This window comes from Acinetobacter sp. YH12098, from assembly GCF_013419235.1.
GTDB classification, from domain to species: Bacteria; Pseudomonadota; Gammaproteobacteria; order Pseudomonadales; family Moraxellaceae; genus Acinetobacter; species Acinetobacter amyesii.
The window spans coordinates 43910-66322 of record NZ_VPAO01000016.1; the positions used below are offsets into that span (position 1 = coordinate 43910).

The 22413-nt window shown below is 41.1% G+C and carries 24 protein-coding genes; 13 read left to right on the top strand and 11 right to left on the bottom strand.

Annotated features, from left to right (window positions below; all coding sequences use genetic code 11):
* Window positions 1-101 precede the first annotated feature (101 nt).
* The 9 genes from FTU38_RS06870 to tviB form a co-directional block, all read right to left on the bottom strand.
* On the bottom strand, window positions 102-641 hold the full coding sequence (locus FTU38_RS06870; protein WP_060513820.1) for a serine O-acetyltransferase: 540 nt from the start codon (window positions 639-641) through the stop codon (window positions 102-104).
* A gap of 32 nt (window positions 642-673) precedes the next feature.
* A complete protein-coding gene (locus FTU38_RS06875) occupies window positions 674-1813 on the bottom strand; it encodes a glycosyltransferase family 4 protein (RefSeq protein WP_180110848.1) in 1140 nt (379 codons plus the stop codon).
* A complete protein-coding gene (locus tag FTU38_RS06880) occupies window positions 1810-2904 on the bottom strand; it encodes a glycosyltransferase (protein ID WP_180110849.1) in 1095 nt (364 codons plus the stop codon). Before FTU38_RS06880 ends, FTU38_RS06875 begins: the two co-directional genes overlap by 4 nt.
* On the bottom strand, window positions 2901-4019 hold the full coding sequence (locus FTU38_RS06885; protein ID WP_180110850.1) for a glycosyltransferase: 1119 nt from the start codon (window positions 4017-4019) through the stop codon (window positions 2901-2903). The genes FTU38_RS06880 and FTU38_RS06885 overlap by 4 nt, the downstream gene beginning before the upstream one ends.
* A gap of 31 nt (window positions 4020-4050) precedes the next feature.
* Window positions 4051-4599 carry a DapH/DapD/GlmU-related protein gene (locus FTU38_RS06890; protein ID WP_180110851.1) on the bottom strand — a complete coding sequence of 183 codons (549 nt, stop codon included), beginning with the start codon at window positions 4597-4599 and terminating at the stop codon, window positions 4051-4053.
* Window positions 4600-4718: 119 nt separating this feature from the next.
* Window positions 4719-5312 carry an acyltransferase gene (locus FTU38_RS06895; protein ID WP_180110852.1) on the bottom strand — a complete coding sequence of 198 codons (594 nt, stop codon included), beginning with the start codon at window positions 5310-5312 and terminating at the stop codon, window positions 4719-4721.
* Window positions 5312-6484, bottom strand: a complete 1173-nt coding sequence (locus FTU38_RS06900) for a lipopolysaccharide biosynthesis protein (RefSeq protein ID WP_180110853.1) — start codon at window positions 6482-6484, stop codon at window positions 5312-5314. Before FTU38_RS06900 ends, FTU38_RS06895 begins: the two co-directional genes overlap by 1 nt.
* 10 nt (window positions 6485-6494) lie before the next feature.
* The gene (locus tag FTU38_RS06905) at window positions 6495-7517 is read right to left on the bottom strand and encodes an NAD-dependent epimerase/dehydratase family protein (RefSeq protein WP_180110854.1); all 1023 of its coding nucleotides are present in this window, start codon (window positions 7515-7517) and stop codon (window positions 6495-6497) included.
* 12 nt (window positions 7518-7529) lie between these two features.
* Entirely contained in the window at window positions 7530-8807 is a 1278-nt protein-coding gene (gene tviB / locus FTU38_RS06910) for a Vi polysaccharide biosynthesis UDP-N-acetylglucosamine C-6 dehydrogenase TviB (protein ID WP_180110855.1), read from the bottom strand.
* A 399-nt stretch (window positions 8808-9206) separates the two neighbouring features.
* On the opposite strand from tviB, the gene FTU38_RS06915 reads away from it, so the two are divergent.
* The 12 genes from FTU38_RS06915 to FTU38_RS06970 all read left to right on the top strand — a co-directional run bounded on the left by FTU38_RS06915 (window position 9207) and on the right by FTU38_RS06970 (window position 19661).
* The gene (locus FTU38_RS06915; RefSeq protein WP_180110097.1) at window positions 9207-10283 is read left to right on the top strand and encodes a polysaccharide biosynthesis/export family protein; all 1077 of its coding nucleotides are present in this window, start codon (window positions 9207-9209) and stop codon (window positions 10281-10283) included.
* The gene (locus tag FTU38_RS06920; protein ID WP_180003627.1) at window positions 10283-10711 is read left to right on the top strand and encodes a low molecular weight protein-tyrosine-phosphatase; all 429 of its coding nucleotides are present in this window, start codon (window positions 10283-10285) and stop codon (window positions 10709-10711) included. The genes FTU38_RS06915 and FTU38_RS06920 overlap by 1 nt, the downstream gene beginning before the upstream one ends.
* 16 nt (window positions 10712-10727) lie before the next feature.
* Window positions 10728-12914 (top strand): polysaccharide biosynthesis tyrosine autokinase, encoded by a 2187-nt coding sequence (locus FTU38_RS06925; protein ID WP_180110856.1) that lies wholly within the window; start codon window positions 10728-10730, stop codon window positions 12912-12914.
* Window positions 12915-13160: 246 nt separating this feature from the next.
* Entirely contained in the window at window positions 13161-13874 is a 714-nt protein-coding gene (locus FTU38_RS06930) for an FKBP-type peptidyl-prolyl cis-trans isomerase (protein WP_078191625.1), read from the top strand.
* A gap of 54 nt (window positions 13875-13928) precedes the next feature.
* Window positions 13929-14621, top strand: coding sequence for an FKBP-type peptidyl-prolyl cis-trans isomerase (locus FTU38_RS06935; RefSeq protein ID WP_180110857.1), 693 nt, complete (start codon window positions 13929-13931; stop codon window positions 14619-14621).
* A gap of 193 nt (window positions 14622-14814) precedes the next feature.
* Window positions 14815-15555 carry a dienelactone hydrolase family protein gene (locus tag FTU38_RS06940; RefSeq protein ID WP_180110858.1) on the top strand — a complete coding sequence of 247 codons (741 nt, stop codon included), beginning with the start codon at window positions 14815-14817 and terminating at the stop codon, window positions 15553-15555.
* Between the two features lie 51 nt (window positions 15556-15606).
* Complete coding sequence (locus tag FTU38_RS06945; RefSeq protein WP_180022942.1) at window positions 15607-15966, top strand: HIT family protein; 360 nt, start codon at window positions 15607-15609, stop codon at window positions 15964-15966.
* A gap of 155 nt (window positions 15967-16121) precedes the next feature.
* Window positions 16122-17168 carry an A/G-specific adenine glycosylase gene (gene mutY, locus FTU38_RS06950; protein ID WP_180110859.1) on the top strand — a complete coding sequence of 349 codons (1047 nt, stop codon included), beginning with the start codon at window positions 16122-16124 and terminating at the stop codon, window positions 17166-17168.
* A 67-nt stretch (window positions 17169-17235) separates the two neighbouring features.
* A complete protein-coding gene (locus tag FTU38_RS06955) occupies window positions 17236-17763 on the top strand; it encodes a M23 family metallopeptidase (RefSeq protein ID WP_180110865.1) in 528 nt (175 codons plus the stop codon).
* Between the two features lie 15 nt (window positions 17764-17778).
* Window positions 17779-18024 carry a hypothetical protein gene (locus FTU38_RS06960; protein WP_078191630.1) on the top strand — a complete coding sequence of 82 codons (246 nt, stop codon included), beginning with the start codon at window positions 17779-17781 and terminating at the stop codon, window positions 18022-18024.
* 19 nt (window positions 18025-18043) lie between these two features.
* Window positions 18044-18613, top strand: coding sequence for a DNA-3-methyladenine glycosylase I (locus FTU38_RS06965; RefSeq protein WP_180110860.1), 570 nt, complete (start codon window positions 18044-18046; stop codon window positions 18611-18613).
* Window positions 18614-18638: 25 nt separating this feature from the next.
* Window positions 18639-19661 (top strand): NAD(P)-dependent alcohol dehydrogenase, encoded by a 1023-nt coding sequence (locus FTU38_RS06970; protein WP_168379437.1) that lies wholly within the window; start codon window positions 18639-18641, stop codon window positions 19659-19661.
* 71 nt (window positions 19662-19732) lie between these two features.
* Here FTU38_RS06970 and FTU38_RS06975 read toward each other — a convergent pair whose 3' ends face one another.
* On the bottom strand, window positions 19733-21169 hold the full coding sequence (locus FTU38_RS06975) for a PLP-dependent aminotransferase family protein (protein WP_180024809.1): 1437 nt from the start codon (window positions 21167-21169) through the stop codon (window positions 19733-19735).
* A gap of 107 nt (window positions 21170-21276) precedes the next feature.
* Between FTU38_RS06975 and FTU38_RS06980 the strand changes: the two genes are divergently transcribed.
* Complete coding sequence (locus tag FTU38_RS06980) at window positions 21277-21705, top strand: hypothetical protein (protein ID WP_257225689.1); 429 nt, start codon at window positions 21277-21279, stop codon at window positions 21703-21705.
* A 32-nt stretch (window positions 21706-21737) separates the two neighbouring features.
* On the opposite strand, the gene FTU38_RS06985 is transcribed toward FTU38_RS06980, so the two are convergent.
* Entirely contained in the window at window positions 21738-22382 is a 645-nt protein-coding gene (locus FTU38_RS06985; RefSeq protein WP_180026211.1) for an START domain-containing protein, read from the bottom strand.
* Window positions 22383-22413: the final 31 nt, after the last annotated feature.

Consider the following 22413-nt stretch of genomic DNA (forward strand, 5'->3'; position numbering starts at 1 on the left):
TGATTATACCCTGTTCGAGACCATCAGATTTGTAAAATATTTTCAACCGTCAAAGGGACTCAAGTATTGCCCATTCCAAAAGATCCCGAAAATATAGTCGTTTAGAGATCGGTCCAACGACGATTGACTGCATGACCCGGGTTATTCATGCTGATCACCTTCGCGTAGTTTCCTACCGCAGTTGCATTTTCAGGAATGTCTTTCGTCACAACGCTGCCCGCACCGATAGTGGCATTATTGCCAATTTTGACATGCTCAATGATGCAAACATTCGGCCCAATATAAACATTGTCACCAATTTCTGCTGCTTGACGGCCACCATTGGCACCAATCGTTGTAAATTGCGATAAATTTACATTATTGCCAAGCACAGTCGTAGGGTTAACAACCAGCGGCCCGCCATGACCAATAAACAGACCATATCCAATTTGAGTTGTGGTATGAATATCTATGCCGTACTGCTTTTTTTTATAATAATAAATGGGATAAGCCAACTTTGCCCAAAATGATTTTGCACTGGCCAAACGCAGCCAAAATGAAAAATTAAAACCACGATTGAATAAATAAGTTTTCAAAAATGATTTAAAACCAAGATTGCCCGTATAACGGTATAAATCACTTTTTATATATTTTAAAGTCATCTGGATCGCCTCTTAAATTGGGTGAATCGCCTTTAATGGATACCCATTTCAGCCAGCATATGCTTATTCACTTGATGCACATCATATTTATTCAGCGCGATTTCTCGCGAACGCTGCCCCATATATTCAATCAATTTTGGATCTTCAATAAAGTATTGCATGCATTGCACCAAATCATCTATAGACTTCACCCCGACCAAATAACCATTCACACCGTGCGATACCGTTTCACGACAACCTGGTGCATCGGTGGTAATAATCGCCCGTCCCATAGCCATCGCCTCTAATACCGTACGTGGCGTGCCTTCACGGTAGGAGGGCAACACGTAGACCGAGCTTTCCGCAATTGCAGGACGGACATCACTGAGTTTGCCCCAATATTTGAGGCGATCATCGGCAATCCATTCATCGAGTTCGGCTTTAGAAATAGCTGATGGATTATCATCAATCCAACCGACCAAATGAAATTCCGATTCAGGATATTGTGCTTTGATGATGCGCGCCGATTCAGCATATTCGCGCACACCTTTATCACCCAAAAGCCGTGCAATAAGTAAAAATGAGGCTTTAACTGTCCCCACATCATTTTGCGGTAAAGGCAATACATCAAAGTCTTGTACATTGACACCCGAACCATTCACCACCACCGTCGGTTTACTAACATCCAGTAAGTGCATCTCTTGGAACAGCTTTAAATCATCTGGGTTTTGGAAAAAAACTTTGTCGCTACGTTTGAGCGCTTGTGTATATAAGCCATGCACCAGCTTTTGAAACAGACTACGCTTGCCAGATTCCACATTTTGAAAGGCATAGCCCAGACCTGTAATTAAAGCAAAACGATGCGGTACTTTCACAAGCCATGACGCAAGCGTGCCATAAATCACAGGTTTGATCGTGTAAGACAGTACATAATCCGGCTGAATTTGACGGATCTTCTGATAGAGATGTTTTAACAGTTTTAAATCCGCCAGCGGATTGGTGCCTGTGCGCTGCATGGGAATTTCATGCAGATGATAGCCAAGGGCTTGCAGTTTTTGCTGCTCTTCAGGAAATGATGCAAACTCAGGCGCCATAATATGAATTTCATAGTCTTGCGTATGAATAGCTTCCAACAGTTTCCCGCGGAAATTTAAAACAGAAGGCAGAAAACTGCTGATCATCAGAAATTTCAACGGCTTTGCTCCCAAACTTGCATATATTGCTGACTCACTTGCTCAATACTGAAATGTGCTTCTACACGCTCACGCACGGCTTGTTTTAAGCTTTGTTTTTCTGCTTCTGATTTTTGTGTATAGGCTAAAATCGCATCTGCCAAAGCTTGCGCATTACGTGGTGGAACAATACTTCCTAAATCCTGCACAATATATTTGGCATCGCCAACATCGGTACTGATACATGGCAGTCCCGATGCCATCGCTTCCACCAACACATTCGGAAAACCTTCGGTAATTGAGGTCATGAGAAATGCATCAATGGATTGATAAAAAGCAGGCATATCCGAGATTTGATCAAGCAAATGCACTTTTTCGGCATCTAGCTGATACTGCTCAAACAAGGCTTTTACTTCAGGATTTTCTAAACTCGCGCCGCTGCCAGCAATTTTAAAGATGATATTTTTATCTTTCAGTAAGCCCATCGTTTCAAACAAATAGGGGTAGCCTTTGGCCGTGTGATAACGCCCTGCAAAACCAATCACCGTAGGCTGATTTAACTGTAAATTCGGCTGAAACTTATCGAGAAACACGCCATTGGCAATCACTTGGCTATTGCCATTTTTAAAGCCGAAGGCCTGATGCTGTTGCATGGATGAATGCGCACAATAAATAATAGCACTAGGTTGCTGTGACAGTATTTTGCTTATGCCCAACGCAATCTTGGTACTGATCGATTCATCTTTAGGAGAAGCAAGCGAATGATGAATACCCCAAACTACTTTTGGTTTTTGGGCTAAACCAATAATGCTTAAACTTGTCAATGCATTGGCATGGTACATCCAACATTGCACGGTTTTCGGTTGTAATTGTTTGAGTAAAACACGCAGTTTTTGAATCGTCCCCAGCGTATTGATTCCATTCCAACCCAATGCATAATATGACTGACATCGATCTAAAGTACTTTGATACACCTCGGAGGTTTTCATCAATGCAATAACCACATGCTGATAGTCATGTTCAGTTTGCTGGATTAAGCGTGCCAGCATCATCTCAGCACCGCCCACCCCTGCAAAGTTGGTGATCACATGCACCATCAACGGTTTGCTCATGTTGCAGACTCCATCATGTTTAAGTACTGCTGCAATACCGTTGCTTTGTGGAATTGCTGAATATGGGCTTCAAAATTAGCTTCTGAATAATGTACATAATCAGCAAAAATTGCCTGTTGCATCGCCTGGGTTAAACCTGCCTGATCATTACATTCAACCAATAAACCAAACTTAGAGTTTTCTAGAATTTCCATTGGTCCACTTGGACAGTTGGTACTCACCACTTTCACTTTAGAGGCTAAGGCTTGAATAAGTACACCCGGCAAGCCTTCCCAATTCGAGCTTAAAACAAATAGCGATGCATATTTAAAATAAGCGTATGGATTGGCATCAAAGCCCGGCAAATCCACGACATCTTTTAAACCTAAGTCAGATACCAAATCTTCAAACTCTGCACGCAGTTCGCCCTCACCTAAAATCAATAATCGGGTTTCAGGATGCTGATCATGCAAGGCTTTAAAGGAGCGGATCAGAAAACCAAAGTTCTTTGCTTCAGTGAGACGCCCCACTGCCAAAATCACTTTATGGTCACCATTTAAAAATTTGTGTGTGACTGGCGCTTTGAGTTTTTCAAAATAGGCATCGTCCAATACAGGGTTATAAATCGTGCTCAGATTATTATTTTTATAGCCATAATATTCACGAAAATCGGCTTCAACCCCTTTGGAAACACAAACCACTTGCTGTGCTATGGGATAAGTCCAATTCACCAAAGTTTTCAGCAAAAATTTGGCAAGACCTTGCAATTTTAAGTTTTTGGACGGCGTAGATACTTCACGGAAGATTAATAGCGTTTTAACACCTGCGAGTCTTTTCGCAATACCTGCCACAATATTGGTGTGGGTTTGCGTTGCGACTAAGCAGTCGTATTGCTCAGCTTTCATTTTTATTTTTAAAGGCGTGATGCTATTCATCACCCGACCGCAATTAAAATTCACCAATTCAATTTTAGAACTCACTTCGGGTAATAGCTTGGCTTTGTCACCTGTGACATTACACACGCCCAAATGAATATTGAGACCTTGTTCTGCAAAGCTATTGGCGAGTTGAATGACTGTACGTTCTGCACCGCCACCGCCCAAGCTCGGCAAAAAGAACATGACTTTATTCAACATATGCAGACCTAAATTTTAAAATGGGAGAATATTAATGCAGTGTTTTTGAGGCTTGAATCGCCATGGCATGCTCAACACGCTCACGATAATCCGTGATGCCAGCAAGCTCACTGTCACTGGCACAGGTGCTTTGAATTTTGGATTGATAATCGGAAAAACTGGATACCACTTTGGCAGGTACGCCAATCGCCACGCTGTGATCAGGAATGTCTTTGGTCACCACCGAGCCTGCGCCAATCACCACGTTGGAGCCAATGCTTACACCCGGCATTACAATAGTATTGACCCCAATAAATACATGAGAACCGACTTGAATCGGCGCAAAGCGTTGATAGCGCTTCCCTTGCTCATCTTTGACTAAACAGGTACTGCCATCATGGGTAATAAATTTCACTCCTGAAGTGACCGTCACATGATCGCCAATACTGACCAAGAACGGTTCCGAGCCCCAACTTTTAATATAGATTCGGCAGTTTTCACCAACTTTCACACCTTTTTTACGTGCATAAGCCACACTGCCTTTTACCATAAAATAAGCTAAATCAAACAGCTGTCGAAAAGCAGAAACCATAAATGACATACACAGTACCTGAATGAGGCGAGGCAACTTAAAAGGAGGAAAATAAGTCAGCTATTTTACGCTGAAAATACACTTTACGATATGGAAACCGCAGTCACGATGCAGGATGAAAAATAAGATCACAGCGATTTAATTTTTTTGGCAGGACTGCCGACATAGACACCCGAGTCGTCCAAAGGTTTCGACACGAGGCTACACGCGCCAATCACCGAATCATTTGGAATTTTCACGCCATCAAGTACCGTCACCCGCGCACCAAGCCAAATATTTTCACCTAAACTGACCCCTTGTTTGGTAATCGCATCTTTCACCAAAATATCAGGTTCACCAAATTTATGATTGCTGGCAATGATGATGCTTTGCGTGCCAATACGGGTGTTATCGCCAATGCTCACACCGCCACAGCCATTGATAAATGACTTAGAGTTAATACTGACATCTTTACCAATCGACACCTTGCCACCAAAGCATTTGATATAACAACTTTCACCAATAAAACTGTTATCCGCGATTTCTAAGCTCGCACCTTGCTCGACAATTAAACTGACATGATCGCCAATATAAACATTGTTGCCAATTTTCACTTGTCCGCTAATATCGACCGTACAGGCTTTGCCGAAATAACGAAATTTGGTGCCAAAAGCCACATTATAAAATTGCTGACGGGATTGTGCAGTGAACCAATTCATCAGTTTTAACAGTTTAAAAAACATCAGCTTTTGTTTCTCCACACCACATATAAAATGGCAAAGTTATAAATGATCAGTGCTACAGGCACCGCAAGCAACATATATACTTTATCAGCAAAGACTGCATAGAAGCCTGCAAATAAAGCGAACTTAATGATGAGTTCTACGATTTGCAACTTAAACAGCACTTGGCTATTGCGCTTAGCAATCAGAAAAGCTGAGCTTGGCGGATTACAGAAAATCGCCCAATAGCCCAAAGCTAAAATTTGGAAATAGCTCGAAATACCCACCCATTCACTGCCAAAAACCCATAAATATAAAGATTCAGGCAATACAAAGACCAAAGCAAATAATGGCAGTGAAACCAGACTGAGTAGTACACTCGCCTTTAAAGCACTTTGATTGGAATCCGTGGTTTTAAATTTGCGAATAAAGAACTGACGCAAAGTTTGCGAAATCAAATTAATCGGAACACGCAAAGTCCTTTCGACAATGGCATAGAAGCCCATCGCCTGCACACCGACAAAATGCGACACCACATAGTAAGGCAAATTATGCGAAAAACTATTCAGCAAGGCATGCGGTGTATTGGCATAAATAAAATCTTTGTAATGTTTAAATGCTTGCCAACTCACTTGATACAGTTGATTATTTAGTAAATAAATCAGCACCGCCACAATCATGATAATCGAGCTGACGTTATAACTATTCGCCAAGCTGATCTGCATCACGAATGGCAACGAGAGTTGCACCAACACGACAATGGCACTTCTAAAAATATTTAAACCTGCACAAAAATATTCTTTATGCGCTGCAAATTGATAGTTATACAGACTTTGAATCAAAGTGTTGGCAAGTATGCCTGTGGCAACAGCCCCTGCCATTTCAATATTTAGAATAAAACTAATAACAATGCCGCTAACAATCGCGATGAAAGTTGAAAATACTACCCCTTCAAAGATCAGGCTTTTTTTATCACCTTCTTCGGCAACTAATAGCGCTTGATCCAAACGCAAATTGGCTACAGTTGAAAGTACACTGACTATCGCCAATGCAATCCCGTAAGCCCCAAAGTCAGCAACAGAATATAGGCGTGTTAAAACAGGAAGTGCGATAAATGTCATTATCGCACCTGCCAGTAAACTTAAGGTAATTAGCCCAATCGACTGATACTTTGCGAAAATTTTCGCAATCATCTGTTCAATATCATTTTAAGTTGTTTACGTACCAACGCATCGCCAGTTGAATGCCTTCGGCAATTTTGAACTGCGGTGCATAACCCAAGCCTTGCTCAATTTTGGCAATGCTGGCTTGTGAATGACGTACATCACCAGCTCGGAAATCACGGTACACAGGATCGCGCTCAAAGTTCACCGCATTTTCAGCAAGTGCCACCTGAATGGCACGATATAACTCATTCAACGTAGTACGGTCACCCACAGCCACGTTATACACTTGGTTTTTCGCTTCATCCGATGCTGTCGCCGCCAAAATATTGGCTTGAACCGTATTATCAATAAAACAGAAATCACGACTGGTTTCACCGTCACCGTTGATGAAGACATCCTCACCATCAATCATCGATGCCGTCCATTTCGGGATCACTGCCGCATAAGCACCGTTTGGATCTTGGCGTTGACCAAACACATTAAAATAACGTAGGCCAATCGCTTTAAAACCGTATGCACGTGCAAACACATCGGCATAGAGTTCATTTACATACTTGGTCACCGCATAAGGTGAAAGTGGATTACCAATATTTTCTTCCACTTTTGGCAATGCCGGATGGTCACCATAGGTTGAACTGCTGGCCGCATAAGTAAAGCTAGCAACACCCGCATCACGTGCTGCGGTGAGCATATTTAAGAAACCACTGATATTGGTTTCATTGGTGGTGATGGGGTCTGCAATTGAACGCGGTACAGAACCTAAAGCGGCTTCATGCAAGACATAATCCACGCCAACACAGGCTTTTTGGCAGTCGGAAAATTGGCGAATATCACCTTCAATAAAACTGAATTTCGCCCATTGCTCAGCAGTCACTAAACTTTGCACTTCATCCAAATTATGCTGATGACCTGTAGCAAAGTTATCTAAACCCACTACGGTTTGGTTGAGCTTAAGTAATGTTTCGAGAAGATTCGAGCCAATAAAGCCCGCAACACCCGTTACCAGCCATGTTTTAGGCGCTGTTTTAAGGTGTTCACATACCTGTTGATATTGATTCATTTGGTATGCCCCTTACAAACGAAGATCAGATTCAGCTTGAGATAACACGTATTTCAAGTCATACAACACATGATCAGCTTTACCCAAAGCACGGATGGCATCTACGCCCATGTCTTTAAATTGCTCATGCGCGACTGCCAAAATCACAGCATCATACTCACCTTGTGCAGGCATTTGTACAGGCTGAATCCCATATTCATGCACAGCTTCAGCAGCATCCACCCAAGGATCATATACATCAACATTGACATGATATTCTTGCAGTTCTTTCACAATATCAATGATACGGGTATTACGGATATCCGGGCAGTTTTCTTTAAAGCTTAAGCCTAAAATGAGGACTTTGGCATCTTCCACTTGAATGCGTTTTTTCAGCATGGCTTTCACTAGCTGAGTCACAACGTAAGCGCCCATACCATCATTTAAACGACGACCCGCTAAAATAATTTCAGGGTTGTAGCCAATCGCTTGGGCTTTATGCGTTAAATAGTACGGGTCAACACCGATGCAGTGACCACCGACTAAACCCGGACGGAATGGAAGGAAGTTCCATTTTGTTCCCGCTGCGTGTAATACCGCTTCGGTATCAATACCCATTTTATTGAAAATCAATGCCAATTCATTAATTAAGGCAATATTCACATCACGCTGAGTGTTTTCAATCACTTTCGCTGCTTCTGCAACCTTAATGCTAGCTGCTTTATGAGTACCCGCTTCAATAATCAGGTTATAGACTTCATCAACATAATCAGCCACTTCTGGTGTTGAACCCGAAGTGATTTTTAAAATATTGGTTACCCGGTGTAATTTATCACCCGGATTAATTCGTTCAGGGCTATAGCCTGCATAAAAATCCTGATTGAATATTAAGCCTGAATTTTTCTCTAAAACAGGAATACAGACTTCTTCTGTTGCACCCGGATAAACCGTTGATTCATAGACAACCACATCACCTTTTTTCAACACTTTTGCAATGCTTTCTGAAGCTTTAACCAATGGGGTTAAATCTGGTTGTTTATATTCATCAATCGGGGTTGGCACTGTAACAATAAAGAAATTACAGTCTTTTAAATCTTCTAAATTTGCGCTGTAACTTAATTGAGCTGATTGTGCTAATTCTTCAGGAGAAACTTCTAGGGTATGATCACGTCCGCTACGTAATTCATCAATACGCTTCTGATGAATATCAAAGCCCACCACGGGAACTTTTTTTCCAAACTCAACAGCTAGCGGTAAACCGACATAACCTAATCCGATTATGGCAATTTTTAATTCGGAGAGTTGTAACATACTGAAGCCTATGTCATCGATGAATCATCAATCATCGTTATGTTGTAAATAGCGTTAAATTATATCAGAAAATCAAATTTCGATTGTGTAATGATGTTCTATGAGGACTGTAATTTTAATCAACAATATTTATTGGATTAAACAACTCCCCCTATAAAACCAACTTTGTATATTTAAAAAAATTTAACTAACAACAAGATCTTTAAAAAGATATTTATCCATACAAGTGTTGATTAAACTTACGATTTAAAACAAATGTAAAGCTATATTCTACGAGGTGAATAGTATAAACTTAACATTCTAAAATGAGTAATTTGGGTACTTAAACCCGTATTTCAATGATTCAAAAATTTTATAAATAGGATTTGTATTCGAGTGAGTTACTATCGTTATAGCTGTATGTTAGCTTTGAGTCTGAGTATGACGGGTTGTGCCATTACTTCAGGCTTACAAACCTATGACCTTCCTAAGGAAGGTACATTTCAGACTGATTTAGGCTCGACAGTCAATGTTATTAAACTAACTCAAGAAAATTTAGTTGCTGTTCAACCCGCCCAAGTAAATCAGCAAAATTTTGCCCATCTATTCAATCAACAACAAAAAAGTTATCGTTTAAATCCGGGTGATATTTTATCTATTTATTTATGGGCATATCCTGAAATTACACCACCCACAAATACAATAAGCAATGCAGAAGCGATTAAATCAAATGGTTACCAAATTGATCAAAGTGGCTATATCCAATTCCCTATTATTGGCCGATATAAAGCTGCCGGAAAATCGCTGACACAAGTCAATCAGGAATTACGCAGTCAACTTGCTCGTTACTTAAAAACCCCAGATGTGATTGTTCGGGTACTTTCCTACCAAGGCCAACGTTTTTCTGTTCAAGGTAACGTGATGAAAGGTGGTCAGTTTAATTTAACCGACCAACCAACTAGTATTTATACTGCATTAGGTATGGCGGGCGGAGTAAATAGTCAATTTGGTGACAATGCATCTTTAACCTTAGTTAGAAATGGTCAAAGTTATGTACTCAATAGTATTGAACTTGAAAAAGCTGGATATTCTTTACACAACTTACTCATCAAACCAAATGACACAATTTATGTCAACTCACGTGAAAACCAAAAAATTTATGTGATGGGAGAGTCTGGCAAAAACCAATCGTTACCAATGCGTGAACAAGGCATGAGCCTCAGTGATGTCCTCGGTGAAAGTCTAGGGATTAACTCACTTTCAGCAAGTCGAGGTAAAATCTACGTAGTGCGTAGCGATGTAAATAGCCCGATGACTGAAATTTACCATTTAGATTTAACCAGTATCGGTGACTTTGGGCTCGCTAACCAGTTCAAAATGCGCAGCAATGATATTGTGTATGTTGATGCATCTGGTTTAGCTCGCTGGCAGCGTGTAATCAATCAAGTGATTCCTTTCTCAAATATCATCTATAACTTGGACAGATTGGGCCAATAATGTTATTTAAAAATATTTTGGTGGTCTGTGTAGGTAATATTTGCCGAAGTCCTATGGCGGAGTATCTCCTAAAAAAAGATCATCCCGACCTGAATATTTATTCAGCTGGAATCTCAGGTATGATTGGACATGCAGCAGATGAAAAAGCTCAATACTGTATGCAAAAAATTGGCATCGATATGAGTGGACATATTGCCCAAAAATTAAATGCTGAACTGATCAAAAAATCAGATTTAATTTTGGTCATGAGTTCAAATCAACAAAAGCATATTGAACAGACATGGCCATTTGCAAAGGGAAAGACTTTTCGTTTAGGTCATTGGCAAGGTAAAAATGTGCCTGACCCATATCAGCACGATCAAGCTTTTTTTGACCAGACCTCAGAACTGATCCAATCTTGCGTTGCAGATTGGACTAAACAAATTTAACTTTTGATGTACGATTATGAGCCAAAATACCAATACAGAAGATACAATTGATTTAAAAGAATTATTTTTCTCTCTGATTGCACAGTGGAAGTTAATTGCTTTATGTGTAATTTTAAGTCTCGTTTGTGCCCTGCTTTATTTAAGAACCACGCCTGATACCTACGCAGTAAATGCACTGGTACAGGTTGAGGAAAGTAAAGGAACTTCAGCAGCACTCTTGGGTGATCTATCAAGCATGATTGATCAAAAACAATCTGCCCAAGCAGAAATTGAGATTCTTAAATCACGTTTAGTTCTTGGTAATGTCATTCAGAGTTTACATCTCGACCTAAAAATTTCCGGTACAGAAAATTCTTTCACTGATCGCTTATTTTCCCCGCATGAATATGTCACAGAATATAAAAATAAATCAGTAACTTTTAAAGACGATGAAAAAAGTTTTGAAGTCCGTCAATTTAATGTGCCTAACGTATATCGTGATAAAGACCTCAGTTTAAGCTTCGAAGATAATCTCATTACACTGATAGATACCGAAACTGAAGAAAAAATTCTGACTGCGAAGCTCAATCAAGCGAATTCATTACGTACCACTGATGGATCGTGGGATATTTCGATTTTTACCCGCGACAAGTTAAAAGATCACTACCTAATTCAAAAGCAATCTTTACCTGCTGCAGTTGATAATATTTTAGAGAATTTTTCGGTTGCTGAAAAAGGGAAAATGACCGGTGTCCTTGGATTAAATTATCAGGGTCAAGATAAAGAACATATTACCCAAGTACTCAATTCAATTTTAGCAGCCTATAGCCAGCAAAATATTGAACGCCGTTCAGCTGAAAGCGCGCAGACCTTAAAGTTTTTGGATGAGCAACTACCTGAACTAAAACAACAACTGGATGTTGCGGAACGCGAATTTAACAAATTCCGTCAAGAGTTTAATACGGTAGATGTCACTAAAGAGTCTGAGTTGTATTTAACTCAAAGTATTACACTCGAAACCCAAAAAGCACAGCTTGAACAAAAAGTAGCTGAGGCGTCTGCAAAATACACCAGCGAACACCCAGTGATGCAGCAAATGAATGCACAATTGGGGGCAATTAATAGCAAAATTGCTGAACTAAATGCCACATTAAAAAAACTTCCAGATTTACAACGCCGCTATTTACAGCTTTATCGTGAAGTTGAAGTGAAACAGCAACTCTATACCGCTCTACTCAACTCTTACCAACAACTCCGTATTGCAAAAGCAGGGGAAATTGGTAATGTCCGTATTGTGGATACTGCTGTAGAACCGATTGAACCAATCAAGCCGAAAAAATTAATTGTTCTGATTTTATCGTTATTTGTCGGTGGCTTTATTGGTGTATTAATTGCTCTTGTTCGCAATATGCTTCGCTCAGGAATTAAAGATTCTTCAGAAATTGAAAATAATCTGGATCTTCCGGTTTATGCCACTGTGCCACGTTCCCCTGTTCAAGAAAGTCGCATCAAGTTACTGAAGAAGAAAAAGACCATTCCTGTACTTGCGGTTAAAAATAGCGATGATATTGCAATTGAAAGCCTGCGCAGTATGCGTACTGCCATTCACTTTGCACTGACATCTGCAAAAAATAACCTGATCATGATTTCGGGGCCAGCACCAGAAGTTGGTAAATCGTTTATTTCAACCAATTTAGCTACCATTCTTGCGCAAAGCGATAAACGTGTTTTAATTATTGATGCCGATTTACGTCGTGGTTATTTGAACAAATACTTCAATCATGACAACCAACCAGGTCTTTCTGAGTATTTAAATGGTCAGCGTGATCTAGACAGCATCATTAAAACCACTGAAATTCCAAATTTGAGTGTGATTACTCGTGGTAAAAGCCCTTCTAATCCATCTGAGCTTTTAAGTTCTGGTAAATTCAAAGAATTCTTAGATTTGATTTCACCGATGTTTGATCATGTGATCATTGATACCCCTCCTGTACTTGCGGTGACAGACGGTTTCATTATTTCGCAATATGCTGGTGTGAATTTGGTGATTGCTCGTTATGCGAAAACTCAGTTGAAAGAACTAGAGTTAACCGTGAACCGCTTTGAACAAGTGGGTGTGAAGGTCAATGGTATTATTTTAAATGACATTCAACGTAGCTCAGCTGGTTATGGTTATGGCTATAACTATTCTTATGGTTATAAAGCTTCAAAAGACCAAGACTAATTCAAGCCTATTCAAAAAAGCCACCGAATACGGTGGTTTTTTTTATTTTCGAAATTTATGTTGCATGCATCATTCTGTATAAAAAATGTTTTATATATTCATACCGTTATAGTATAAAAATAAGAACATGACTATGATGATCTTTCCTGCACCTTACCTGATCATAGAGATAGGTAAGCGCTGAACAGGAAAAGTCTGCTAGAATTTCAGCAACTTTTTACATATAAAATAATTGTGGGAAAATATATGAGTAAGGCCCTACCTATCGCTGTCGCTGTATTACTCGGCGGTGCCGCACTTGTTCCTGTTTACTATGCAACTAAAACACCTGCTACGCAATCAGCAACATCAACTCAACCAGCTGCAAATGCTTCTGCTGTCGCTAAAATCAGTTATGCACTTGGTTATGAAGTTGCCCATCAAACGCCTCCAGAATTAGATATTGATAGCTTTGTCACTGGCGTTCGTGCGGGTCATGCTCGTGCAAAACCTGCATATACTGAAGAAGAATTACAAAAAGCATATGCTGAGTTCCAGCAAGAAATGCAAAACAAGCAGCTCGAAAGCAATAAGCAAGCACAAAGTAGCAGCGATAATTTCTTAACAGAAAACAAAAGTAAAGCTGGGGTTAAAACCACTGCTTCTGGTTTACAGTACCTAACAACGAAAGAAGGTACAGGTAAACAACCGCAAGCCACATCAGTTGTTAAAGTTCACTACACAGGTAAGTTAGTAGATGGCACAGTATTTGATAGTTCAGTACAGCGCGGCGAGCCAATTGAATTCCCATTGAACCAAGTAATTCCAGGTTGGACTGAAGGTCTACAGTTAATGAAAGAAGGCGGTAAAGCCACTTTATATATTCCTTCAAACTTAGGTTATGGTGCTCAAGGTGTTCCAGGAACGATTCCACCGAACAGTACTTTAATTTTTGATGTAGAACTCATTGAAGTTAAATAATAAAACCGGTACAGGAGAGCTTTTCGCTCTCCTGCTTTATTTTGAGACTCGGTCATGAAATTACAGATCAGTATATTGTGTTTGGCACTCTGCTCAAGCACTGTATTTGCCAAAGATGTCAGTAATAAAAGTAGTGCTGCAGAACAAGTGGGTTATAGTTTTGGTTATTTAATGGGACGCAGTAATGCTGAATCCATTAAGGATTTGGATATTGATGCATTTGTTGCAGGTTTAAAGGCAGCATCTAAAGGTCAAGCTTCGTCATTAACAGATGAAGAAATGACCCGTGCCTTAACCCAATATAAAAAGCAAACCGAAGCGAAACAACTGATTGAACTGAAGCAAAAAGCGGATGCGAATGCCACCATTGGTTCAGCTTTCCTTGCTGAAAATGCCAAAAAACCGGGCATTCAGGTCACGAAATCTGGCCTGCAGTATCAAGTCATTCAAGCTGGCAAAGGTAAGTCACCTAAAGCCAATTCAACAGTGAAAGTTCACTATGAAGGTCGCTTAATTGATGGCACTGTTTTTGATAGTTCAATTGCACGTAACCAACCTGCGATGTTTCAAGTAAGCCAAGTCATTCAGGGTTGGACGGAAGGTCTCCAGTTGATGAAAGAAGGTGCAAAATATCGCTTCTTCATTCCTGCAAATTTAGGTTATGGTCAAATTGGTTCAGCAGACGTCATTGAGCCAAACAGCACACTGATTTTTGATGTAGAGCTCATCGAAGTTCTCTCTAAATAACAATACCCCCTACAGGAGCATCGACAAATCTCGGTGCTCCTCAATATTTCTTCGTACCATTATTTTCTTTTACAATTTTTTTGATTGATTTGACTTAAAATTCACATTGATATCTTATATTTATTTCACAAAAACCAATTTCCCTTTATTTTAAATCTTCATCAACTGCGTAGCCGCACATAAGGATTTGACCATGACCGTTAAAATTAAGACTCGCGAAATTCAATATACAGCAGCGGATGGAACTCAACTTTTTGGCTATTTTGCTGCTCCAGAGTCAGACACTGCGATCGCAGGTGTGTTAGTTGCACCTGAATGGTGGGGACGCAATGAATATACCGAACAACGTGCACGTGAATTGGCAGAACAAGGCTATGCTGCTTTCGCTTTGGATATGTATGGTGACAAAAAAGTCACTACAGATGCCAAGCAAGCTTATGAATGGATGATGCAGACTTTTGATCATGCCGACACCATCGTGACCCGTGCGTCTGCTGCATTAAACACTTTGGCACAGCAAAAAGAAGTAAATGCAGATAAACTCGCAGCTATAGGCTTTTGCTATGGCGGAAAAGTCGTGCTGGATTTAGCTCGTTCAGGTGCTGCATTAAAAGCTGTGGTGACCTTCCATGCAACACTTGCTACAGCGACTCCTGCACAAACAGGACAAGTCCAAGCAGAGATTTTAGTGCAACATGGTGAGCTCGACTCGATGGTGAGCTTAGAAGATGTTGCGACCTTTAGAAATGAAATGGATGCTGCCCAAGTGAAGTATCAAATCAATATTTTTGAAGGTGCAAAACATGGCTTTAGCAACCCGATGGCGGATGAACGCGCCAAAGCCAACGGCGTAGATTTAGCTTATAACGCTACTGCAGAACAACAAAGCTTAGCGGCCATGTATGCCTTGTTAGCACGCCAGCTTGGTTCTTAAAGCGCTAAGAACCAATACCGATATTTAATTTATAAAAATGAGGAGAGCACAATGACAGATCTCAATTGTCCATATTGCAATTTTGACGAATATGACGTTATTGCAAAAAATGATTTTGGTGTTGTACTTCCTGAACCACATACACTGTCTAAAGGGCATGCTGTCATTGTCCCGCTACGTCATGTTGGTTCATTTTTTGAAATTACTGATAAAGAACGTAAAAGTTTAATGTCCTTACTTGAACAAGCGCGTAATGAATTAAATTTACGCTATCAACCTACAGGCTTTCATATTGGGTTTAATGATGGACAAGTTTTTGGCGAAGCCACTGAACATGTGCATATTCACATTATTCCACGTTATGAAAACCAAACATTGGCGCTTGATACCCGCTGGGGCTTTAAAAGCTAAACTTTAAAATTTTACACTCACTAAGGAGCTTCGGCTCCTTTTTTGATGGCCACTATTTTTGCATTTCCCCTGATATACAGTTTTCGTTTTGAACAAAAAGAATGCCTATTGAAAGATGTATACTAGGCAGGTTTTTTCAATTTTGACTGTATTGCATGTTTAACTTTTCTGATGCCCTTCTCGACTGGTTTGATGTCCATGGTCGTCATGACTTACCGTGGCAAGTGAAGGATGACCCTTACAAAGTATGGGTTTCAGAAATTATGCTACAACAGACTCAAGTCAAAACCGTCTTACAATATTTTGATCGATTTATTCAACGATTTCCGACTGTTGAAGATTTAGGCCATGCCTCTTGGGATGATGTGGCGCCCTATTGGGCTGGCTTAGGCTACTATGCACGGGCTCGGAACTTACACAAAGCCGCAGGAATTGTTGCACGTCAGGGACATTTTCCAAGCAATCTTGAGCAGTGGATGGAACTACCGGGCATCGGCCCGTCTACCGCGGGTGCGCTGATGTCTTTGGGTTTAAGACAATATGGCGTGATTATGGACGGCAACGTCAAGCGAGTATTGTCTCGTTTCTTTGCTATAGAAGATGATTTATCGAAACCTGTACATGAACGGGCCATGTGGCAACTGGCGACAGAGCTCTGCCCCACTGAACGCAACCACGATTATACCCAAGCGATTATGGATCTTGGTGCAACGGTATGCACGCCGAAAAAGCCGCTCTGTTTATATTGTCCTATGCAGCAGCACTGCAAAGCACATGCTCAGGGTTTAGAGACTGAATTACCTTATAAAAAGCCTAAAAAGCCTGTTCCAGTGAGAGAGGCCCAAGTCATGCTGATTCAATCTGCAGGAGAATGGTTGTGGATACAACGTCCGAATAGCGGTCTATGGGGTGGTCTGTGGTGTTTACCTATTTTTGATCAACCCCATGAGTTTCAATCCTACACTCAGCAGCTTGGACTGAAACCTACCACTACTCAAGTGCAAATATCGCATAGTTTTACCCACTTCACTTGGCTTTTAGAGGCTACAGTGTTTAGCGTTGCTGCCGATCAAAAAGAGCATTTAGCGATTGAATGCAACGGACAGTGGTTTAGCCCGATACAAGCCATTGCACTCGGTATTCCAACCGCCATGAAAAAACTCATTTCTACGCTAGAACTCGAAAGCCATTCTATGCCATAGTTTTGAACTGCTCATCAATTGAATAGGGACAAATGTGACTCAAGGATTTTTTCAGCTTCGCAGAGGGTTGTTCGGCGGTATTGGTTTTATTTTGCTTTTACTCAGCGCCTGTACGTCGACTCCACCCAAACCATCTGGCAGTACATTGCCTGCACATGAAGTGAAAAAATTACAAAGCATGCGTTTATCCAATCAATTGCCTGTTCCTGTTCATCAAGTCAAACGAAGTGCGCTCAAGGATACTTGGGGCGCAGCGCGTAGCCAAGGACGAAGCCACGAAGGTATTGATATTATTGTTCCACGTGGAACAAAAGTTCTCAGTGCTACAGAAGGTTTAGTTGCTGACTTACGTAATAACAATTTGGGTGGTAAAGTGATATGGATTATGGGGCCCGCAGGTTCTTGGCATTATTATGCGCATCTTGATGGTCATAAACGTGGCTTAAATGTCGGCGACTATGTCAAAAAAGGTGATGTCATTGGCTATGTAGGTAATACTGGCAATGCTCGACATACTGCACCACATTTGCATTATGGCATTTACTTGGGTGGTAAAGGTCGCAATGCCGTTAACCCCTATCCGTATTTACGTTAATTTTAGGAAACATACATGTCAGAAGCGTTGATCAATCGTCTGGTGGAATTTGCAGAATCTGGTAATCAACAAAAAATCAGCCTCAATGGACAGTCTTATCAGGGCTGGATCATGGAGATCACTGAAGAAGCATTACTCATCAGCACCGGCTACGCAGACAAATCAGGTAAAGATGTATGGATTCAATTTGCCGATCTCGATCAAGCGGAACTGTTGTATTGGGACAATAAAAACGATCAATGGACTGTCTTTAAAATTTAAGTCAAAAGGAGCATTCAACATGACGATACAACGCTGTGCTTGGTGCTCCGAAGATCCTTTATATATTGCCTACCACGACACTGAGTGGGCTAAACCTAGTTTTGATGAGCAGCATCTCTTTGAAATGCTATGTCTTGAAGGACAACAAGCGGGGCTGTCTTGGATCACTGTGCTGAAAAAGCGGGCCTGCTATCAGCAGCATTTTTTTCAATATCCCATTGCCGAAATCGCAGCGTTGAGTGACCTACAATTACAAGAAAAATTACAAGATTCAGGTTTGATTCGCCATATCGGCAAACTCACTGCCATTCGTGATAATGCCAAAGCATGGCAACAGTTAAAAGCCCAAGGGATTCATCCGGTGGAATTTCTTTGGAATTTTGTCGAAGGTCAAATTGCCAATAATGATGTAGTTGAATATCGCAGCGCCCTTGCACAAACCGCTCAAAGTCAGGCCATGTCCAAAGCATTAAAAAAGCATGGTTTTAAATTTGTCGGCCCGACGACTTGCTATGCTCTGATGCAAGCCATCGGCATGGTCAATGATCATGAAAATCACTGTGACTTTAAATACACGCACGAAGAATGACCTCAAAAACAGAAAGGATAGAATAATGAGTAACAACACGATCCACGCCTATGCAGCAATGAACAGTGGTGAAGCCCTTGTTCCCTACCAATTTGATGCAGGTGAATTACAAGCCCATCAGGTTGAAGTCAAAGTCGAGTATTGCGGTCTTTGTCACTCAGATATTTCTATTATCCAAAATGATTGGAAATCTTCGGTTTATCCTGTGGTCCCAGGGCATGAAGTGATTGGAACCATTACCCAACTCGGCAGCGAAGCCAAAGGACTGAAAATCGGACAACGTGTGGGCATTGGCTGGACAGCAGAAAGTTGTCAACACTGTGACCCATGTATCGATGGTCGCCAAGTCCAATGTACCGGAACCAAGACAGCGACGATCGTCGGTCATGCAGGTGGCTTTGCCGACAAAGTCCGTGCGGGCTGGCAATGGGTTATTCCGCTTCCAGATGATCTCGATCCAACCAGTGCTGGCCCTCTGCTCTGCGGTGGGATTACAGTATTTGATCCCATCTTACAGCACCAAATTCAGGCCATTCACCATGTTGCCGTGATCGGCATTGGTGGTTTAGGTCATATGGCGATTAAACTGCTGAAAGCTTGGGGCTGTGAAATTACCGCGTTCAGTTCAAATTTAGATAAAACCGATGAACTTAAAGCTATGGGGGCTGACCATGTGGTGAATAGTCGTGATCTTGCCGCGATTAAAGCACAACGTGGTAAGTTCAATTTAATTTTAAGCACGGTCAATGTGACGTTGGATTGGCAAGCCTATCTTTCAACTTTGGCACCGAATGGAAGCGTTCACATGCTCGGCCTAGCACTTGAGCCGATGCAAATCCCCGCAGGTATGCTGATCAGTGGTGCTAAATCAGTCACAGGCTCATCAACTGGCTCTCCTGCGGCACTGCGTGAATTACTTCGATTCGCCGCACGTCAAAATATTGCACCTCAAATTGAAATGTATCCAATGTCTCAGGTGAATGAAGCGATTGAACGTTTGCATTCAGGAAATGTGCGTTATCGAATTGTGCTGAAAGCTGATTTTTAACGCTAAAAATCTAAGCCCAAAAAGCCTGCTGCATGCAGGCTTTTTTTTGTATGCTTTATGGACTCATTAATCTAGATGACATTTGTGTTTCTGCATTCCTTACGCACCCAATCTGCAAGCAACAAAATGGCCTGCTGAATTTCTGTCGATAGCTCATGCCCTGCATTTAGGCGAATACAATTGTTATAACGATTGTCCTCACCAAAAATTAAACCTGGCACAATATTGATGCCATGTTTTTGCGCATGGTAATACAGCGCCAAACTGTCTATTTGTTCAGGCATCTGCAACCACAGAGCATAACTGCCTTGAGGCCGATTTAGACGGATATCAACCCCTTGAAAAGCATCGTAAATATACTGACGATACTGCTCGACTTGCACCATTAATTTAGGACGCAATTCAGCAAGATGTTGGCGATACGCACGACTAAAAATCAAATCGGCAAGTCCTAACTGCAAAGGCGTATTCACCGAATCATTTTGCAAAAGTAATTTCGGACGCAAATGTTGCAAATGTGGTGGAAGACAAAACCACCCCACCCGATAAGAAGGCGATAAAGATTTTGAAATCGACGCACAATAGATCACGTAGCCCGCCCGATCCCAATATTTGATAGGCAATGGTCGCTTTGCATTGAAACTACACTCAGCATAAATATCATCTTCAATCACATAACATTGATATTTTTCAGCCAGTTGTGCAATTCGTTCCTTATCTTCATTACTTAAACAAAAACCCAAAGGATTTTGAAAATTTGCAGTCAATAAGCATACTTTCGCGCCTGAATCCCGCATCGCCTGCTCTAAACGATCTAAATCAAAACCTTCCGTATTGGCAGGAATTTCAACAATTTTCCGCTTCAATAAAGCCAATAATTGCAATTGCCCGTTATAGTTCGGCGTCGGAACAATGACACTCTCCCCTTCCGCACTCAGATTTTGCAACATCACTGACAAAGCAGGCATACAACCATTGCTGATGTAAATATCATCCTTAGGCATGTAAAAACCATCTTCAGCCCAATGTGCCGACAAAGCTTCACGCAATTGTGGATGACCTTGCCGATTGTTATATAAAAAATCTTCTGGTTTACAATGCTTTAATGCCCTTTGGATTGAACGTCTGATTGCTTCAACAGGAACAAAATTGGGGGACAACTGAATTGAACCCAAATGAATCAGGCGACTATTTGCAGATGCTTCATGGATCTGAATTTGCAATTCTAAATTCGAAATTTCACGTGGTCGGGAATCAAAATCAGGATGATTCGGCACGGCAATTTGCTGGGCTTTCTGTGAGGATTGCACAAAATAACCAGACTTTTCTTTGACATAAATCAGGCCTTTCGCTTCAAGTAATTCATAGCAGCGTTTCGCGGTATTTAAACTGATCTGATGCTGCTGTGAAAATTGACGTAGCGCATACAGACGCTGCCCTGCGGCCAATTCACCACTATAAATTTTCTGTGCCAACTGCTGCGCAAGCTGCTGATATTGAAAAGCCATCTGTACCCTTTTTTTAATCATTTTTGTATCTGTACCCATTAAGTTAACAGATTTAATCTGAATGCATCAGGTTGATATCTCAAAAATAACGATAGGGGGACAATTAAATGAATGACTTCACGCAGTTTCGAGCGGGTCTAATCATCTTCAGCACACTCACGCTTATGGCGTGCCAACCCGAACAGCACACTCAAGCCCAAAGCCAGCAGAATTTTATCTGTAAATCTTTAATTCAAGGTTTTTTGAGTGCCCAAAAACTGACGCAATATGAACTTGAGCAGATCCAACCGATCACCAGCGGCGGGTTACATCAGCAGCTATATATTTATAAAGCCAAATCTGAAAACGGCATGAATATCATGCCGCAGCAAGCCAAACTTCGCTTTGCCTGTGAACAAATGACCGCGCGGCAATTTCAAATTAAGTTACATCCGCATCCATTTCCAGAACAGACCTTACTCAGTATCAAACTTCCAGAAGCACAGCACATGCAGCAGTTGACTGCTTTTCGCCTGCCTGAGATGCAAAGTCATTGATCGTTCATATTGAACTGAATCATTACTGCTGCTTATTTTAAAATTTCGGGAAATGCCGTTGCAGTTTTGCTTTTACCCAACTGCACTTTCATTTTTTGTAGCATTTGATAAGGCTGTTGCTGCACAAACATATTCACGAAACTGAGCGGAATGGAACCTTCCGGATTGGCGTAGCCATAGGTCGAAACTTTGACCTTTTGATTGCCTAAACGCTGGAAGGTCCAATCGCCCTCATAGTCGGTGAGGCGTACATAATTGGGATTGATCGGATAACCTTTTTTCACCGCTTTATTTTGGATGCTAATAATGCCCTGTGCATCTTTACGCATTTTGCCTTGTACCACCAAATCACGGTCTTTTAAGGGAAAAGGAAAATCCAACACCATATATAAACTGAATTCACCTTTCTGGTCATCGCGGGATAAGACTTTGACACTGCCCATATAAGGGACCCAATTCACTGCATTTTCCACATCTAAAATCAGGGTAACCGCTTTTTCGATGGGCACATCAAAACTGGTTTCAGCTTTGTATTGAAAGACAGGATTTTGAGCATTTTGGTAGGTCCAAACTTTAATATTATTTTTATTAATCGTGAGTTTGGCATTATCCATAGTTTTCGCTTGTACTGCCGCAGTGAATGCGACAGCACAGGCCATAAAGATGACTTTTTTCATTCCATTGATCGTCTTATTTTAATTTTATGCT

Excerpts from the sequence above, each read along its gene's own strand:
- FTU38_RS06870 (WP_060513820.1), bottom strand. The coding sequence starts at position 641 with ATGACTTTAAAATATATAAAAAGTGATTTATACCGTTATACGGGCAAT.
- FTU38_RS06880 (WP_180110849.1), bottom strand. The coding sequence starts at position 2,904 with ATGAGCAAACCGTTGATGGTGCATGTGATCACCAACTTTGCAGGGGTG.
- FTU38_RS06885 (WP_180110850.1), bottom strand. The coding sequence starts at position 4,019 with ATGTTGAATAAAGTCATGTTCTTTTTGCCGAGCTTGGGCGGTGGCGGT.
- FTU38_RS06890 (WP_180110851.1), bottom strand. The coding sequence starts at position 4,599 with ATGTCATTTATGGTTTCTGCTTTTCGACAGCTGTTTGATTTAGCTTAT.
- FTU38_RS06895 (WP_180110852.1), bottom strand. The coding sequence starts at position 5,312 with ATGTTTTTTAAACTGTTAAAACTGATGAATTGGTTCACTGCACAATCC.
- FTU38_RS06900 (WP_180110853.1), bottom strand. The coding sequence starts at position 6,484 with ATGATTGCGAAAATTTTCGCAAAGTATCAGTCGATTGGGCTAATTACC.
- FTU38_RS06905 (WP_180110854.1), bottom strand. The coding sequence starts at position 7,517 with ATGAATCAATATCAACAGGTATGTGAACACCTTAAAACAGCGCCTAAA.
- tviB (WP_180110855.1), bottom strand. The coding sequence starts at position 8,807 with ATGTTACAACTCTCCGAATTAAAAATTGCCATAATCGGATTAGGTTAT.
- FTU38_RS06915 (WP_180110097.1), top strand. The coding sequence starts at position 9,207 with ATGTTAGCTTTGAGTCTGAGTATGACGGGTTGTGCCATTACTTCAGGC.
- FTU38_RS06920 (WP_180003627.1), top strand. The coding sequence starts at position 10,283 with ATGTTATTTAAAAATATTTTGGTGGTCTGTGTAGGTAATATTTGCCGA.
- FTU38_RS06925 (WP_180110856.1), top strand. The coding sequence starts at position 10,728 with ATGAGCCAAAATACCAATACAGAAGATACAATTGATTTAAAAGAATTA.
- FTU38_RS06930 (WP_078191625.1), top strand. The coding sequence starts at position 13,161 with ATGAGTAAGGCCCTACCTATCGCTGTCGCTGTATTACTCGGCGGTGCC.
- FTU38_RS06935 (WP_180110857.1), top strand. The coding sequence starts at position 13,929 with ATGAAATTACAGATCAGTATATTGTGTTTGGCACTCTGCTCAAGCACT.
- FTU38_RS06940 (WP_180110858.1), top strand. The coding sequence starts at position 14,815 with ATGACCGTTAAAATTAAGACTCGCGAAATTCAATATACAGCAGCGGAT.
- FTU38_RS06945 (WP_180022942.1), top strand. The coding sequence starts at position 15,607 with ATGACAGATCTCAATTGTCCATATTGCAATTTTGACGAATATGACGTT.
- mutY (WP_180110859.1), top strand. The coding sequence starts at position 16,122 with ATGTTTAACTTTTCTGATGCCCTTCTCGACTGGTTTGATGTCCATGGT.
- FTU38_RS06960 (WP_078191630.1), top strand. The coding sequence starts at position 17,779 with ATGTCAGAAGCGTTGATCAATCGTCTGGTGGAATTTGCAGAATCTGGT.
- FTU38_RS06965 (WP_180110860.1), top strand. The coding sequence starts at position 18,044 with ATGACGATACAACGCTGTGCTTGGTGCTCCGAAGATCCTTTATATATT.
- FTU38_RS06970 (WP_168379437.1), top strand. The coding sequence starts at position 18,639 with ATGAGTAACAACACGATCCACGCCTATGCAGCAATGAACAGTGGTGAA.
- FTU38_RS06975 (WP_180024809.1), bottom strand. The coding sequence starts at position 21,169 with ATGGCTTTTCAATATCAGCAGCTTGCGCAGCAGTTGGCACAGAAAATT.
- FTU38_RS06980 (WP_257225689.1), top strand. The coding sequence starts at position 21,277 with ATGAATGACTTCACGCAGTTTCGAGCGGGTCTAATCATCTTCAGCACA.
- FTU38_RS06985 (WP_180026211.1), bottom strand. The coding sequence starts at position 22,382 with ATGAAAAAAGTCATCTTTATGGCCTGTGCTGTCGCATTCACTGCGGCA.